This window comes from Rhodococcus sp. PD04 (genome assembly GCF_035918275.1).
Classification (GTDB): Bacteria; Actinomycetota; Actinomycetes; order Mycobacteriales; family Mycobacteriaceae; genus Rhodococcus; species Rhodococcus rhodochrous.
Genome location: NZ_CP142143.1, coordinates 3,445,624 through 3,461,526 on the forward strand (window position 1 = coordinate 3,445,624; position 15,903 = coordinate 3,461,526).

16 protein-coding genes, 2 tRNA genes and 1 other RNA gene are annotated in these 15,903 nt (G+C 67.4%); 3 read left to right on the forward strand and 16 right to left on the reverse strand.

The features are described 5' to 3' along the window. The first annotated feature begins 19 nt into the window (after window positions 1-19). Window positions 20-682, forward strand: coding sequence for a TetR/AcrR family transcriptional regulator (locus U9J23_RS15900; protein WP_106199274.1), 663 nt, complete (start codon window positions 20-22; stop codon window positions 680-682). A 544-nt stretch (window positions 683-1,226) separates the two neighbouring features. Here the strand turns inward: U9J23_RS15900 and U9J23_RS15905 are convergent. From U9J23_RS15905 to pgm, 6 genes are all read right to left on the reverse strand, one after another. Next, a tRNA-Ala gene (locus tag U9J23_RS15905) sits at window positions 1,227-1,302 on the reverse strand. A gap of 73 nt (window positions 1,303-1,375) precedes the next feature. Then, window positions 1,376-1,448, reverse strand: a tRNA-Ala gene (locus tag U9J23_RS15910). 146 nt (window positions 1,449-1,594) lie between these two features. Beyond that, complete coding sequence (locus tag U9J23_RS15915; protein ID WP_326598794.1) at window positions 1,595-2,344, reverse strand: DsbA family protein; 750 nt, start codon at window positions 2,342-2,344, stop codon at window positions 1,595-1,597. 40 nt (window positions 2,345-2,384) lie between these two features. Beyond that, window positions 2,385-2,876, reverse strand: a complete 492-nt coding sequence (locus tag U9J23_RS15920; protein ID WP_272267192.1) for a MauE/DoxX family redox-associated membrane protein — start codon at window positions 2,874-2,876, stop codon at window positions 2,385-2,387. Between the two features lie 26 nt (window positions 2,877-2,902). Then, window positions 2,903-4,120: an MFS transporter gene (locus U9J23_RS15925; protein WP_179161718.1), complete on the reverse strand. Its 1,218-nt coding sequence runs from the start codon at window positions 4,118-4,120 to the stop codon at window positions 2,903-2,905. Window positions 4,121-4,180: 60 nt separating this feature from the next. Further along, window positions 4,181-5,809, reverse strand: a complete 1,629-nt coding sequence (gene pgm / locus U9J23_RS15930; protein ID WP_059384788.1) for a phosphoglucomutase (alpha-D-glucose-1,6-bisphosphate-dependent) — start codon at window positions 5,807-5,809, stop codon at window positions 4,181-4,183. 289 nt (window positions 5,810-6,098) lie between these two features. Between pgm and U9J23_RS15935 the strand changes: the two genes are divergently transcribed. Then, a complete protein-coding gene (locus U9J23_RS15935) occupies window positions 6,099-7,100 on the forward strand; it encodes an IS481-like element ISRae1 family transposase (RefSeq protein ID WP_326598798.1) in 1,002 nt (333 codons plus the stop codon). Between the two features lie 288 nt (window positions 7,101-7,388). Here the strand turns inward: U9J23_RS15935 and ssrA are convergent. The 9 genes from ssrA to prfB all read right to left on the reverse strand — a co-directional run bounded on the left by ssrA (window position 7,389) and on the right by prfB (window position 14,048). Continuing rightward, window positions 7,389-7,757, reverse strand: a transfer-messenger RNA (tmRNA) gene (gene ssrA / locus U9J23_RS15940). A gap of 114 nt (window positions 7,758-7,871) precedes the next feature. Beyond that, entirely contained in the window at window positions 7,872-8,294 is a 423-nt protein-coding gene (locus tag U9J23_RS15945; RefSeq protein WP_059382201.1) for a TIGR03667 family PPOX class F420-dependent oxidoreductase, read from the reverse strand. A 123-nt stretch (window positions 8,295-8,417) separates the two neighbouring features. Then, complete coding sequence (locus U9J23_RS15950; RefSeq protein WP_167388377.1) at window positions 8,418-9,275, reverse strand: DMT family transporter; 858 nt, start codon at window positions 9,273-9,275, stop codon at window positions 8,418-8,420. Further along, a complete protein-coding gene (gene smpB / locus U9J23_RS15955; RefSeq protein ID WP_024101458.1) occupies window positions 9,272-9,748 on the reverse strand; it encodes an SsrA-binding protein SmpB in 477 nt (158 codons plus the stop codon). The genes U9J23_RS15950 and smpB overlap by 4 nt, the downstream gene beginning before the upstream one ends. A 69-nt stretch (window positions 9,749-9,817) precedes the next feature. Next, window positions 9,818-10,723 (reverse strand): permease-like cell division protein FtsX, encoded by a 906-nt coding sequence (gene ftsX / locus U9J23_RS15960; protein ID WP_059382203.1) that lies wholly within the window; start codon window positions 10,721-10,723, stop codon window positions 9,818-9,820. Window positions 10,724-10,772: 49 nt separating this feature from the next. Continuing rightward, the gene (gene ftsE / locus U9J23_RS15965) at window positions 10,773-11,462 is read right to left on the reverse strand and encodes a cell division ATP-binding protein FtsE (RefSeq protein ID WP_006550350.1); all 690 of its coding nucleotides are present in this window, start codon (window positions 11,460-11,462) and stop codon (window positions 10,773-10,775) included. 55 nt (window positions 11,463-11,517) lie between these two features. Continuing rightward, window positions 11,518-12,024, reverse strand: a complete 507-nt coding sequence (locus tag U9J23_RS15970) for a hypothetical protein (protein WP_085468498.1) — start codon at window positions 12,022-12,024, stop codon at window positions 11,518-11,520. Further along, complete coding sequence (locus U9J23_RS15975; protein ID WP_226949853.1) at window positions 12,021-12,908, reverse strand: mechanosensitive ion channel family protein; 888 nt, start codon at window positions 12,906-12,908, stop codon at window positions 12,021-12,023. Before U9J23_RS15975 ends, U9J23_RS15970 begins: the two co-directional genes overlap by 4 nt. 21 nt (window positions 12,909-12,929) lie before the next feature. Next, a complete protein-coding gene (gene prfB / locus U9J23_RS15980; protein ID WP_059382205.1) occupies window positions 12,930-14,048 on the reverse strand; it encodes a peptide chain release factor 2 in 1,119 nt (372 codons plus the stop codon). A gap of 146 nt (window positions 14,049-14,194) precedes the next feature. Between prfB and hisN the strand changes: the two genes are divergently transcribed. After that, window positions 14,195-14,980, forward strand: a complete 786-nt coding sequence (gene hisN, locus U9J23_RS15985) for a histidinol-phosphatase (protein ID WP_059382206.1) — start codon at window positions 14,195-14,197, stop codon at window positions 14,978-14,980. Between the two features lie 45 nt (window positions 14,981-15,025). Here the strand turns inward: hisN and U9J23_RS15990 are convergent, their stop codons facing one another. Continuing rightward, on the reverse strand, window positions 15,026-15,862 hold the full coding sequence (locus U9J23_RS15990) for a MerR family transcriptional regulator (RefSeq protein WP_059382207.1): 837 nt from the start codon (window positions 15,860-15,862) through the stop codon (window positions 15,026-15,028). Window positions 15,863-15,903: the final 41 nt, after the last annotated feature.

A 15,903-nucleotide genomic window follows, 5' to 3' on the forward strand; every position in this document is an offset into this window, starting at 1 on the left:
TTACTGACACCACGCAGGTATGATCGACCGAGTGACCGTTCCCCAGAATCGGCTCGAACGCCGCAAGCTGAGAACTCGGACAGCGCTCATCAGCGCTGCCCAATCACTGCTCGCGGCAGGGAATCAGAACGTACCCGTCCTGCAGATCACGCAGCTCGCCGACGTCGGGATGGGTTCCTTCTACAATCACTTCGAAACGAAGGAACAGCTGTTCGAAGCAGCGGTCGACAACGCGCTAGAGGCGCTCGGCGATGTACTCGATGCGCTGACCGACCACCTGACCGATCCGGCAGAAATCTTCGCGCAATCCGTCCGGTTGACCGGACGCCTGCATCGACTCGCACCAAAGATGAGCAAGGTCGTACTCTCGGCAGCACCCGGCCAGATGTCATCGGATCGCGGACTTGCCGCACGCGCCCGCCGCGACCTCGCCAGCGGCATCGAAGCCGGCCGCTTCTCGATCCCCGACCTCGACCTCACGCTCGTTGTGGTGTCCGGAGCCGTCGTGTTCCTCGGTCAACTGCTGCACGACCAGCCCGACCGCGACGACGCGGCCGCCAGCGACCGAATCACCGAGGATCTACTGCGTTTCGTCGGAGTTCCCGATGAGGAAGCACGTGCGATCTGCGCTCAACCACTCCCCGACCTACAACAGCTGCTCGCGGACACCGCGATCTGTTGATCAGTGGGCACGGTAATGCTCGGTCACGATCGTTCGCCGGACCCCGGATCTGGTACAGCTCACCGTCACCTACCCGGACAGCTACGCATCCAAATTCGACCTCGGCGTGTTCTGGCACGCGCAGTCGCCAGCGCTGCTAGAGGTCGGACCCGTCCTGCACCCCGACTACGCGGTAGCCGGCAATATGGACGCCCTGTTCAACCGAACAAGCCGACCACGCGATCGACCTCTACAGCCGAGGCTGGTCCCTGGCCAAGGTAGCCCGACACATCGCCGTCAACCCGACCACAGTCCTGACCCGACTGCGCGAACGCGGCGTCCGAACTCGCGACAACCCACGGACGAACCCGGCCCTGACAACCGACAGCCAGCTGGCCTGAAGGCAGCCGAGTCCTCCCGACCTAATCAACACCAGGAGCAACGAAGACACTTTAGGGGAACTAGAACCCTCACAACCAGGATTTCCCCTGCTCAGCGCCACGTCCAGATTGCGCGTCCAGTAGCAACAGTGAACCCCCAAGTCTCTGACCTGGGGGTTCACCTATGGTGGAGCTAAGGGGACTCGAACCCCTGACCCCCACACTGCCAGTGTGGTGCGCTACCAGCTGCGCCATAGCCCCTTGCACGGCCCTGACGGGGACCGCCACCGAAGACTACAGGCGAGAGCGTGAACTCTCGCCTGTAGCGATCTTGTGGAGCTAAGGGGACTCGAACCCCTGACCCCCACACTGCCAGTGTGGTGCGCTACCAGCTGCGCCATAGCCCCGTATTCGGTTGTACCGTCGCGCTCCGGTAACCCCTTCGCGCTGAAAGAAAACTACACCATCGCGCTCGACGCCAACAAATCGGCTGGTAGACGGCGTGACCGTGGCGGGAGCACGCATCCTGCGCGGACTCCCGCCACCGCGTCGTCTATCCGACGAGTTCGCTCACCCAGTTCTCGTTGCCGAGCGCGTCGACGACTGTTCCCTCGTACACGACGGCCGGGGTGCCGGCCGCGCCGGTCGTGGCCAGGAGCTGGCGTCCTGCCTCCGCGTCGGCCGAGGCCTGTTCGATCCGGGCACCGTCGGTGATGCACTGTGCGACGTCCTCGGATGCACCCGCGTCGCGGGCCATCTGCGCGAGACCCGCATTGTCGATGTCACCCTTGCCGCCCTCGGCCGGCTGGTTGTCGGGCGACAGCAGGGCGTCGTGGAATGCGGAGAACGCGCGGGCGTCCCCGCTCTCGGCGACACACTGCGCCGCCGCTACGGCGCGGGTCGAGTAGTCGCCGCTGCTCGACGCCCGGTCGAGGAAGGCGAGCATCCGGTACCGCACCGCCAGCTGCCCGTCGTCGATCGCCTGGGAGAGCTCCTGCGAGTGCTTGTGTTCGAGTTCGGCGCAGTAGGGGCACATCGGGTCCTCGAACAGGTCGACGGTCCGCGAGGCATCGGGACGGCCCAGCAGGATCGCGCCGTCGTCCTCGATCGTGACCTCCACCGCGGCGTTCTGCACGGAGCCGTAACCGTCGTTGCGGGGATCGCTGCCACCCGACGACCACAGGACCCCACCGACGACGAGCGCACCGATCACCAGGATCGCGATGCCGCCGAGAATGTAGGTGAACCTGTTCGACGTCGGCTTCGGTGTGTACTTGCCGGATGAGACCTTCTTCGCGCTCACGGATGCTGCCTCTGCTGCTCGTCGGTGGGAAAGGACGATCTCACTCTGCCATCGACGGCTGAGGGGCTGCTGAGAGGGAAACCCGTGAGCCCGGACCGAGCGCGAACCAGGTGCGCGGCCGGACGACCAGCCATATCGACATCGCCAGGAAACCGAGGTCGCGGGCGATCTCGACGGCATAGTCGCGTCCGTCGACACCCTCGACCACGCCTCCTCCCCCGAAGCAGCCGCAGTCGATCGACAGACCGCGCGCCCATGCCGAGGCGATCGCGGCGACGAGCGCGACCAGTCCCAGGGCGCTGACGAGCGCTGCGCAGCGCGTCGCGAGACCGACGAGCAGGACCAGCCCGAGGGCCAACTCCAGCACAGGGAAGACGGTGGCGAACGGCCGCACCCAGTCGGTCGGCAGGATCTGGTACGCCCGTACCGCCACGACGGTCTGCGTCGGGTCCGAGAACTTCACCCAACCGGAGACGAGCCACACCGCCGCGAGACCGTATCGGGCGAGCGTGGAGACGAGACCGACCCACATGCGGGCGACAGTACCGGGCGGTCGTCTCACCGTGCCGTGTCGTCGGTCACCGGTGTCGCCTGCTCCGCGACACGGGGGCGTCCGGCGAGGAACCACGGCAGGGTCGCCGCCAGCATGATGACGCCCGTGACCGCGAAGGCCGTCGAGTACGACAACCGGTCCGCGAGGAAGCCGGCGGCGACCGGGCCGATCACCGCGCCGACATCGGCGACCATCTGGAAGGTCGCGAGCACCGGTCCGCCCCGGGCCTTGCTGCCCACGACGTCCGCCACAGCGGCCTGCTGCGAGGGGTTCGACAGTCCGGACCCCATACCCGCCACGAACGACGTGATGAGGAACCAGACGACGCTCTCGGTGAAGCCCATCGCGATCGTGCTGACCCCGCACACCACCAGGCCGGCCAGGACGAAGGGGCGCCGCCCGAACCGGTCGGACAGCTTGCCCGACTTGATGAGGACCAGAGCGTTGCCCACTGCGAAGGCGGTCAGCGCGACACCTGCGAACGCCTCACCCTCGTCGAGGGCCTCGACGACGAACAGCGGCACCATCGCCACGCGGACCCCGAACACCACCCAGCCGTTGGCGAAGTTCGATCCCAGCGCCGCGCGGTAGATCGGCGAGCGCAGCGCGTCGCGCAGGCGCATGACGGGCACGCCGTCCCCGCTGTCGGGACGGGCGAGCTCCGACGAACGCAGGCTGATCCCCACGACCGAGGCAGCCACGAGCAACGCCACGGCGTAGATGAGGAAGGGTGCGCGCAGCCCCAGTCCGATCAGGGCACCGCCGAAGAGCGGGCCGAGGATGTTGCCCATGAGGAAGCTGGTCGCGTACAGGCCGGAGACGCGCCCGCGGGCGTCTGGGGGCGCGATCCGCACGAGCAGACCGAGCGCCGACACCGTGAACATCGTCGACCCGATGCCGCCGAGCGCACGGAAGACGAGCAGCTGCCAGTAGCTCGCCGCGAACGCGCACGCACCCGTCGACAGGGCGACGATGAGCAGGCCCGTGATGTAGACGGGCCGCTCCCCCAGCTTCTGCACCAGCGACCCGCTCGCGGGTGCGAAGAGCAGCCGCATCGCCGCGAACGACGAGACGACGACCGTCGCCGCCGTCACACCGACGTCGAAGCTGCGCGCGAATTGGGGCAGCGCGGGAGCGACGAGACCGAAGCCGAGCGCGATCACGAAACTCGCGACGACCAGAACCCAGATTTCCCGCGGCAACGCCGCGTCACGTGTCCGCATGATGTCCACGATGTTAGCGAGGCGCACGACCTCGCCCGGTCGCGCGGTGGGCGAGCGGACTCAGGACAGGACGGACGAGACGAGTTCGCGTGCCGCCTGCTGGACCTCGGCGAGATGATCGGGGCCGCGGAACGATTCGGCGTAGATCTTGTAGACGTCCTCGGTTCCGGAGGGGCGGGCGGCGAACCACGCGTTCTCGGTGGTGACCTTCAGGCCGCCGATCGCGGCGCCGTTGCCGGGAGCCTCGGTGAGCGTCGCGGTGATCGGTTCGCCGGCCAGTTCGGTGGCGCCGACCTGCTCCGGCGACAGCTTCGACAGCACCGCCTTCTGCTCGCGCGTCGCCGGGGCGTCCACACGCGCATAGGCGGGGTCGCCGTACCGATCGACGAGATCGGCGTAGTAGCGGGACGGGCTCTTCTCCGTCACTGCGGTGATCTCCGCTGCGAGCAGGGCGAGGACGATGCCGTCCTTGTCGGTGGTCCACACCGAGCCGTCGCGCCGGAGGAAGGACGCACCGGCACTCTCCTCCCCACCGAAGCCCAGCGACCCGTCGCTCAGCCCGGGCACGAACCACTTGAAGCCCACCGGCACCTCGAGCAGGTCGCGGCCGAGACCGGCGGCGACCCGGTCGATCATCGACGAGCTCACGAGCGTCTTGCCCACCTTGCTCGACTCCGCCCAGCCCGGGCGGTTCCGGAACAGATAGTCGATCGCGACGGCGAGATAGTGGTTCGGATTGAGCAGACCGGCATCGGGGGTGACGATGCCGTGCCGGTCGGCGTCGGCGTCGTTGCCCGTCGCGAGGTCGTAGGCCCCGCGATTGCTGATCAGCGACGCCATGGCGTTCGGCGACGAGCAGTCCATCCGGATCTTCCCGTCGGTGTCGAGCGTCATGAACCGCCAGGTGGCGTCGACGAGCGGATTGACGACGGTGAGGTCGAGCGCGTGCCGTTCGGCGATCTCGCCCCAATAGTCGACGCTCGCACCACCCAACGGGTCGGCACCGATCCGTATCCCGGCGGCGCGGACGACGTCGAGATCGACGATGTTCGGCAGATCGTCGATGTACGCGGCGAGGAAGTCGTGTCGTCCTGCCGAGGCGAGGGCCGAGGAGAGCGGCACCCGCTTCACTCCGTCGAGTCCGGCGGCGAGCAGTTCGTTGGCGCGGGCGGCGATGACCGACGTCGCATCGCTGTCGGCCGGCCCGCCCGACGGCGGGTTGTACTTGAAGCCGCCGTCGCGCGGAGGGTTGTGAGAGGGGGTGACGACGATGCCGTCGGCGCGGGCACCCGACCCGGAATTGTGCTGCAGGATCGCATGACTGACGGCCGGGGTCGGGGTGTAACGGTCGCGGGAGTCGACGACCACCTCGACGTCGTTCGCGACGAGCACTTCGAGTGCACTCGCCCACGCCGGTTCGGACAGGGCGTGCGTGTCGCGGCCGAGGAACAGCGGGCCCGATGTGCCCTGCTGGGCGCGATATTCGACGATGGCCTGGGTGGTCGCGAGGATGTGGGCTTCGTTGAACGCACCGTCGAGGCTCGAGCCGCGATGGCCGGACGTACCGAAAGCCACCTGCTGCGAAGCATTCTCGGGATCCGGTTGCACGGTGTAGTAGGCGGTGACAAGGTGTGCGAGATCTTCGAGATCCGCCGCGGTGGCCGGCTGTCCCGCTCGTTCGTGCGCCATGTGCTCTCCTCGTCGAAGGTGGTGTTCTCATCTTGCCGCCGATCCGCGGCACGCGCGGGATGAGTACCCCGATCCGCGCGTCGATACGGACAACGGACGAAAAGGTCATCGCGGCCGCGGGACCAAAGTTTCTGACTCGAAAGTAATGTTGGTGCTCACAATTAGGTGGGCTAACTGTTGCGGGTCATGACGTTGTAGACACCACCAGGGGCTGACGAAGGCGGACGGGCCTTCCGACGGCAGGATGGGAAGTACCACCAACTCATCCGCCGAACGAAAGAACCCGTCCGTGCTCCACCGTAACGCCCCACTGTCCGTCGAAGGTCGCCGCCGTCTCGTCGAGCGGTGCCAGACTCGTCCGCTGTCCCATGTCGCCGCCGAGATGGGGATCTCCCGGGCCTGCGCCAGCAAATGGATGGCCCGCTACCGCGAACACGGTGAACTCGGCCTGCTCGACCGCCCCAGCGTCCCGCACCACCAGCCCACCGCGACCCCGGCCGAGACCGTGGCGCGGATCGAGACCCTGCGACGGAAGCACAAGTGGTCCGCGGCTCGTATCGCACACGAGCTCGCCGCCGACGGCATCAGCATCTCGGTACGCACCGTCAGCCGGCACCTCGCTCACCTCGGCTTGAACCGGCGCAGGTTCCTCGATCCGAACGGCGAGAACAACCGCCAGCCACGCCGGATCATCGCCCGCTGGCCCGGCCACATGGTGCACGTCGACATCAAGAAGGTCGGCCGGATTCCCGACGGTGGTGGCTGGCGTGTCCACGGCAAGGGCTCGGAGCAGGCCAAGAAGGTCGAGCGCGCCAAGACCGCCGGTGCCCGCGCCGGCTACGTCTACCTGCATTCGGCGGTCGACGGGTTCTCCCGCCTCGCCTACACCGAGGCCCTGGCCGACGAGAAAGCCGCCACGGCAATCGGGTTCATGCACCGGGCGAGAGTGTTCTTCGCCGCCCACGGCATCGTGCACATCCACCGGGTGGTCACCGACAACGGGTCCTGCTACCGGGCGAAGGACTTCGCGAAAGTGCTCCACGGTGGCCGGCATCAACGGATCACCCCGTACACCCCTCGTCACAACGGGAAGGTCGAGCGCTACAACCGGATTCTGGCCGAGGAGTTCCTCTACGCCCGCGTCTGGGTCAGCGAACGGCAACGCGCCCAGGCGCTACAGGTGTGGAATGTGCACTACAACTATCATCGTCCGCATACTGCCGTCGGTAATCGGCCGCCCGCGAGCAAACTCCGGACCGGTGTCACCAACGTCATGGCCTCATACAGCTAACTTCAGTGAACGAAATGAAGACGATGCCGGGGAGGACATTTCTTCGTTTCGCTCTCGCTGTTTCGGCGTCGTCTCCGACGTCTCCGGGACCGACAGCGACCGCGCCCGCCGTCGAGAACACTCACACCCTGAGTCTCGACGGCGGGCACCGCTGTTTCCAGGGCACCGCTGTTTCCAGGGCACTGCCGCTTCTCGGGCACTGCCCTTCCTGCCACTGCCGATCCGGCCACCCCGAACAAAACGAAACCCGGGTAGGTGATCGAATGGTCGATCTCCTACCCGGGTCGATGGTGGAGCTGCCGGGAATCGAACCCGGGTCCTCCGCCGCCTCGCGAGGGCTTCTCCGTGTGCAGTTCGCTATGTCTCTACTCGGATCTCCCGTTCTCGCGAACAAGACGAGATGACGATCCCAGTCGCTGTTTGTTGTCCCGCACGTCTCCGCGACCGAGCCGTACGGTAGAGCTCTCTAGTCGATGCCAGGAACCGGGTCGAGAGCAAACCCGGGCTGACAGAGACGCGCTCGCTTAGGCAGCGAGGGCGTACTCGCGCTGAGTGGACTCGGCGCTTAATTGGTTGCAGCGACGCTTACGGTGGTCTCTTGCCTGCACCGACACGCTTCCCCTTGCTCAACGTACGCAGTCGAAACCGTTCAGCCCCGTACGCGCCTGCGACCTTCGCAGGACTACCTACTGTAACGACCCGAAGGCCCGATGTCATTCCCATTTCCGGAAACGATTCGCGGCCGGGTCATGAGCCTGCTCACACCGCCGCTCACCAGCCACGGAACCGGGCCGGGGTGACCCGGACGGGGACGGAGTAATCGGCCCGGAAGGCGTCCGGACTGTAGTCGAGCGAGCGCATACCCGCTGCGTACTTGTCGACGTACCGCCGCCACTCGTCGTCGTCGACGCTCTCGGTGACCGCGGCCGTCCCGGTGAACACCGCGACGTGCCCGCCACCGCTGTCGGCTTCGAGGTTGACGGCGACCCGTGGGCGGGCGGTGATGTTGGCGAGCTTGGCCGTGCCGGGCTGCGAGAAGAACAGGAAACTATCACCGGACCACAGGAACCACACGGGCGTGGGGACGGGTCCGCCGTGGCGGTCGACGGTGGTCAGCCAGACCACGGATTCGTCGGTCAGTCGCTTCAGGACCGCATCGGGAATCGAGAGGGTGGAAGAAACGGTTTCGGTCATGTTGTCCTCGGCTTTCTCCGAGTCCGGCGTCGCCGGGTGTTGTCCGTAGTGCTCCGTCCGACGACGCGCTTTCCGCGATGCCGGGTCCAACGCCTCCAGGATTCGTGTTCTTCCCACCCCGGATCAGCCGGGCAGGCTGACGAGTGCGACGGCCAGTCCGGCTGCGAGCAGGCCGAGCAGTTTCACCCGGCTCACGCGCTCACCGAGCACTATGACGGCGAGCAGCACCGTCACCGCCGGATACAGCGCCGCGATCACGCTCACCAGCGACAGCAGGCCGTGCTGGTAGGCGAACAGCAGTGCACCGTTCGCGATCACGTCGATCGCGCCGATCCCGATCAGGATCGGCAGGAGCGACCGGATCGGCCACACCACGGTGCGCCACGAGAAAGCGATCACCAGCCAGACCACGAGGGTGGCGGTCGCGCGGGAAGCGGCGAGCGGCCACAGACCGGTACCGGTGCCGACCTGACCGAGGCCGATGAACGACAACGCGAAGGCGATGCCCGATCCGACCGTCCACCACGCGATCCTCGACGTGAAGCGCGGGTGTCCGACACCGGTGACGGTCTCGTCGGATTCGCGGCTGACCAGCCCCACCGCGATCACCGCGACGACGATGCCGAGATAGGCGAGCAGACCGGGCCGGTCCCCCGTCGCGATCCCGACCAGCACGGGGATCCCGGCCACGACGACAGCGGTGACCGGTGAGACGACCGACATCGGCCCGTTCGCCAGTGCGAGATAGAACCACCAGACGGCGATGCCGCCGGCCACGCCCGCTGCGGCACCCCACGCGAGGGACGCCGCGGTGAGGTCGCCGCCGACGATCGACGCGGCGATCAGGGACACGACGAGCGACACCGGATAGGTGACGGCTACGACGCCGAGTGCGCTCGCGCGACGGGAGGCGGCACCCCCGGCGAAATCGCTGAGGCCGTACCCGACCGCCGCGAGCAGCGCGAGCGCGACCGCGATCAGCGGCTCATGCCCTTCACCCGCCGGCCGAGCTCGCGGGTCACCTCACGTTCGGCGGTCCGGCGGGCGAGATCCTGACGCTTGTCGTAGTCCTGCTTGCCCTTGGCAAGCGCGAGCTCGACCTTGACCTTGCCGTCGGAGAAGTACATCGACAGCGGCACGAGGGTCTGGTTGCCCTCCCGGGTCTTGCCGACGAGCGCGTCGATCTCGCGACGGTGCAGCAGCAGCTTGCGGGTGCGGCGCGGAGCATGGTTGGTCCATGTGCCGTGCCCGTATTCCGGAATGTGCAGACCCCGCAACCACACCTCGCCGTCGTCGACGGTCGCGAATGCGTCGACCAGGGAGGCCTTCCCCTCCCGCAGGCTCTTGACCTCGGTACCGACGAGGGCGATGCCCGCCTCGTAGGTATCGAGGATGGTGTAGTTGTGGCGCGCCTTCCGGTTGGTCGCGATGACCTTCCGGCCCTTTTCCTTCACGTGCAGGCCTTTCCGGTCCACGATCGATCGAACAGAACACCGTCCAGCATAGGAACCTCGCACAACACCTTATTCACGCACGTACAGACGCAAGGTCACATACGAGGTGAGAGCGGCCATTCCCACACCCATGAGGACCAGGAACGGCGAAACCAGAAGGATGTCGCTGTCGGTGATGCGGGCGACGATGTTCGCGTCGTAGACCTCGGTGAGCATGTCGTCGACGAACATGCTCTTGGCGACGAAGAGGCCTCCGATGGCGAGTGCGGCACCCACGATCGCGGCGATCACCGCTTCGAGGAGGAAGGGCAGCTGCGTGTACCAGCGGGTCGCGCCGACCAGCCGCATGATGCCGACCTCGGTGCGACGGGTGAAGGCCGCGATCTGCACCATGTTGGCGATCAGGAGCACGGCCGCGATCGCCTGGATCGTGGCGATGGCGAACGCGCCGTTGCGGATGCCGCCGAGCACGCCGAACAGACGCTCGACGAGATCCTGCTGGTTGAGCACGCTGTCGACGCCGGGCCTGGTACCGAAGTCGTCCTGGATCGCCGCGAATCGATCCGGATCGGACATCTTGATCTTGAAGGAGGCGGGGAAGCTGTCGGCACTCACGAGTTCGGCGAGTTCGGGCTGATCGGCGAAGACACGATCGGTGGCGTCGAGGACGGCGTCGTCGCGGCTCAGGTACTGGACCGACACCACGTCGTCGGTGCTCTCGAGGTCGCTGCGCAGGTCGGAGCAGAGATCCTGCTCGCACTCCGGATCGAGCGAGGAGATGTCCTCGGTCAGGAACACCTGCACCTCGACCCGGTCGAGGAAGATCCGTTCCGTCTTGCCCGCCATCTGGACCACGAGCAGCCCCGCACCGAACAGCGCGAGGGAGATCGCCGTGGTGAGGATCATCGCGATGGTCATGGTGAGGTTGCGGCGCAGGCCGGTGGTGACCTCGCTGAACAGGAAGCTGGCACGCATCGGGTGGGATTCCTTCGGTTGCCTGGTGGGGATGCTCGGGTGACGGGATCTAGCGGCCGACGCCGTAGACGCCGCGTGCCTCGTCGCGCACGACGCGTCCGAGATCGAGTTCGACGACCCGTCGCCGCATCGAGTCGACGATGTGGTGGTCGTGGGTCGCCATGAGCACCGTCGTGCCCGTGCGGTTGATGCGTTCGAGCAGCAGCATGATGTCCTGGCTGGTCTCCGGGTCGAGGTTGCCGGTCGGTTCGTCGGCCATCAGCACGAGCGGCCGGTTGACGAACGCGCGCGCGATCGCGACGCGCTGCTGTTCGCCGCCGGACAGTTCGGCGGGCAACCGGTCGGCCTTGCCGGACAGTCCCACCAGGTCGAGAACCTCCGGCACCGTCCGTTCGATCACTCCGCGCGGCTTACCGATCACCTCGAGGGCGAACGAGATGTTCTCGGCGACCGTCTTGCGCTGGAGCAACCGGAAGTCCTGGAAGACGCATCCGAGATTCTGGCGCAGCTTCGGTACGCGACGCGCCGGCAGCCGGTTGACGTGGAAATCGGCCACGTGGATGTCGCCGGTGGTGGGCTTCTCCTCACGCAGGAGCAACCGGAGGAAGGTCGACTTCCCGGATCCGGAGGGACCGATGAGAAAGACGAACTCGCCCTTCTCGACGTGCACCGAGACCCCTTCGAGCGCGGGACGCGTGGACGTCTTGTAGGACTTGGACACATTCTCCAGCCGGATCACGTGGACATGCTAACCGTTACCGGACGGTGACCTACGGCACCGGCTCGTCGGCGCTCTACGACGACGGAGTGTCGGTGTCCTCGGTCACCGTCGGATCCTGCTGGTCGTTCAGTCCGGGGATCGTGGGCAGGTCGAACGGGAACTGCCTGTTCGTCGCGGTGGGGGGCGCTGTCGTCGTGGCATCCTGCGACGGCGTCCCGCCCTGTTCCCTGCCCGGCACGCCGGTCGCCGTCGTCGGCGGGAAGGTCGACGAGGTCGTCGGCGGATAGGGCGTGTCGGTGGTCTCCGGCACGAACTCCTCCTGCGGAACCGTGGTCGCCGGCGGCACGTACGGCACGTAGGGCGTCTCGGAGATGATCACGGCGGTCGACGGCGCATCGGGGGTGTCCTCGGGCTGGTTGAGGAACAGGTAGGTCACCCACAGGGCGAGCCACAGGGTGCACAACGCGAAGGTCGTGGTCCTGATCCGCCCACCGAGGAGGTGTGACGGGATGCGCCTGCGGTGCGGCTCCTCCGGCTCGGTCGCCGGACCGCCACCCGATGCCCCTCCACCCGATGTCACTGTGCCTCCACCCGATCGACCACGCTGGCGGTGTCGAGCTGGGGCGTGACGGTGATGCCCTGTTCACGCAGCGCCCGCGCGATCCGTGCACGCAGCAGACGACCCACCTGGAACTGCTTGCCGGGCAGCGTGCGCGCGACCATGCGGACGCTGAGCTGATCCACCTCGAGGCTCTCGACACCCATCACGCTCGGCTGGTCGAGCAGCAGCTCCCGCAAGCGGGGTTCCTTGTACGCAGCGACGCCCAGTTCGCGCAGGATCTCGGTGACGTCGGCGATGTCGGCGGTCACCGGGATCGGCACGTCCACGACGGCGCGCGCCCAGTCCTTCGACAGGTTGACGGCCTTGTTGATCTGCCCGTTGGGGACGGTGATGACCTCACCCGCCGTGCTGCGCACCCGGGTGACGCGCAGCGTGACATCCTCGACGGTGCCGATCGCGTCCTCGGACGCACCGGTCACGGAGATCTGCACGGTGTCGCCGAAGCCGTACTGCCGTTCGGTGATGATGAAGAAGCCCGCGAGGATGTCCTGCACGATGCGCTGGGCACCGAAGCCGAGCGCGGCGCCGAGCACGGTCGCCGGCGCGACCAGGCTGCCGATGGGTAGCTGGAGATAGTCGAACACCTTCAGGGTCGCGACGATGTACACGAACGAGATCGCCATCCACGTGACGACCTGGGCGACCGAGTGGCGGTGCTTCGTCGCCTCGGAACGTACGAGGTCGTCGGACTGGGTGTAGCGATCGTCGATGCGCCGCGTGATGCGGCTACCGATCCACGAGATGAACCGGGCGATGAGGACAGCACCCAGAACGGTGAGCGCGATCAGCAACCCACTCGTCGACAGCCAGTCGAGCAGTCTAGCTCCGGGAAGGAACGGCACAGGCCCCTCTCCTGTTTCCGATCACGACTTCTGCTCTTCACGCATACGCCAGCGGATGCCGGCCTCGAGGAATCCGTCGATGTCGCCGTCGAGCACCGCCGAGGGGTTGTTGACCTCGTACTCGGTGCGCAGGTCCTTGACCATCTGGTAGGGATGCAGCACGTACGAGCGCATCTGGTTGCCCCACGAGCTGCCGCCGTCGCCCTTGAGCGCATCCATCTCGGCGCGCTCCTCCTGGCGCTTGCGCTCGAGGAGCTTGGCCTGCAGGACGCGCATGGCCGCGACCTTGTTCTGCAGCTGCGACTTCTCGTTCTGACAGGTGACGACGATGCCGGTCGGGATGTGCGTCAGGCGCACGGCGGAGTCGGTGGTGTTGACCGACTGGCCACCCGGGCCGGACGAGCGGTAGACGTCGACGCGGACGTCGTTCTCGTCGATGTCGATGTGGTCGGTGGTCTCGACGACGGGCAGCACCTCGACCTCGGCGAAGGAGGTCTGGCGGCGGCCCTGGTTGTCGAAGGGGCTGATGCGGACGAGACGGTGCGTGCCCATCTCGACCGACAGGGTCCCGTAGGTGTAGGGCGCCTTGACGGCGAAGGTGGCGGACTTGATGCCGGCTTCTTCCGCGTAGGAGGTGTCGTAGACCTCGACGCCGTAGCCGTGTTTGTCGGCCCAGCGGATGTACATGCGCATGAGCATCTCGGCCCAGTCGGCGGCGTCGACGCCACCGGCGCCCGCGCGGATGTTGACGAGCGCGTCGCGCTGGTCGTACTCGCCGGACAGCAGCGTGCGCACCTCCATCGCCTCGATGTCGGCGCGCAGGCTCTCGCGTTCGGCCTCGGCGTCGGCCAGGGCGGCGGTGCGGGCCTCGCCCTCCTCGCCCTCGGCGAGCTCGTACAGAACCGGGAGATCCTCGAGCCGCTGGCGCAGGCCCTCGACCCGGCGCAGCTCGCCCTGTGCGTGCGACAGTTCGCTGGTGACCTTCTGGGCGTGGTCCTGGTCGTTCCACAGCTCGGGGTCGGCGGCCTGGTGTTCGAGTTCGTCGATGCGCCGTCGAAGCTCCTCGACGTCGAGGACCGACTCCACGGTGCGGAGGGTCGTGTCGAGCTCGGTCAGGGCTGCGGAAACATCGGGATGCACGATTCAACAGGTTACCGGAGCGACGAACCGGCCCGCCGTGGGCAGCGATCGACACGGCAGGGCCCCGGGCGGGTCGAGCACCGCGCCGACCCCGGAGTGGGCGGCAAGCTGCTCGGCCCCGGGCGACGGCGGCTAGCGTTTCCGTCATGACCACCGACTACACCGCCGACCTGGACCTCGCCCTCCGACTCGCCGACGCGTCCGACGCCATCACCCGCGACCGCTTCGGTGCGCTGGACCTGAAGGTGGACGACAAGCCGGACCTGAGCCCGGTCTCCGACGCCGACCTCGCCGTCGAGCGCACCATCCGCGAGATGCTCGGCGAGCAGCGACCGGACGACGCGGTGCTCGGCGAGGAGTTCGGCGGCGACGCGGTCTTCCGCGGGCGGCAGTGGGTCGTCGATCCGATCGACGGCACGAAGAACTTCGTGCGTGGCGTACCGGTCTGGGCGAGCCTGATCTCGCTCCTCGAGGACGGCGTGCCCGTCGTGGGCGTGGTCAGCGCCCCGGCACTGAACCGTCGGTGGTGGGCGGCCGCGGACGGCGGCGCCTGGGTGTCGCACGACGGTGCCGAGCCCCGGCGCATCTCGGTGTCGGAGGTGACCGACCTCGCGTCGGCGTCGCTGAGCTTCTCGAGCCTGAGCGGATGGCACGAGCGTGGCATCCGTGATCGTTTCGTCGCCCTGACCGACGACGTGTGGCGGGTGCGCGCCTACGGCGACTTCTTCTCCTACTGCCTGCTCGCCGAGGGCGCCCTCGAGATCGCGCTCGAACCCGAGGTGTCGCTGTGGGATCTGGCCGCGCTCGACGTGCTGGTGCGCGAGGCCGGTGGACGGTTCACGAACCTCGAGGGTGCGGACGGTCCGCACGGCGGCAGCGCGGTCGCGACCAACGGCACGCTGCACGACGAGGTGCTCGGTCGACTGAAGTGAGTGGCCGGCCCCACGCGCGGATGGTCACGCGTGGGGCCGGGTTCGTCAGCGGACCGGGAGATGCACAGCGGTCTCGAGGTCGGCTTCGTTCGTGACGCCCGGATCATCGAGATAGACGTTGAAGTGGTGGGTGGCCACGTCGTCGTCGACCCGGGCCGCGGACAGGCCGTGTTCGGCCAGGAATGCGGCGATGGCCTCGTGGGCACGCGGGATCGATTCGGCGTACGGCCCGGTCACGGTGGCGACGACCGCCCGGCGTGCGGGGAACTCGTGGACCGTCAGCGGCTCGCGAGCCGTGGTTCCCGGCGCCACCGGCAGGAACACGGATTCGTCGACGTCCGACTCGCGGAACTCGCCGTCGTGTTCGATGCATCCACCGGGCCCGGTCGGGACGATGCCCTGCTCCTGCAGTGCGGGCATGAAGCGTTGCCACAGTTCCCCTTCGGCCGAGTAGTCGGCGACGGTGCCGCGGAGGCAGACGTAGGTCTGCGGCGGAATCTCGGTCAGTTCGATTCGGGTCATGATGGTGTCCTCCGGTATCTCGTCGAGCATGCGGTCCAGGGCTCTCAGTCGCATGCGGCCGAGTTCGAGCTCCTCTTCCAACACGCGGCGCTGCAGTCGCAGAGCCTGCGTGTAGGCGGGAGTTCCGGCCGTCGCCAGTAGCGCCCCGATGGCGGACACGCCGAAGCCGACGTCGCGCAGACGGCGGATGCGCGCGGCATCGGCGGTCTGCTCGGGCAGGTATCGGCGGTAACCGCTGACCTCGTCGACCACGGCGGGGATCAGCACTCCGTGCGAGTCGTAGTGGCGCAGCATCCGCACGCTGATCCGGGTCAGGGACGAGAACTCTCCGATGGACATCAACCTGGTGGTGTCGGTCATGGCGCCGAGTCTGCGACCTCACACGGTGTGAGAGTCAACTC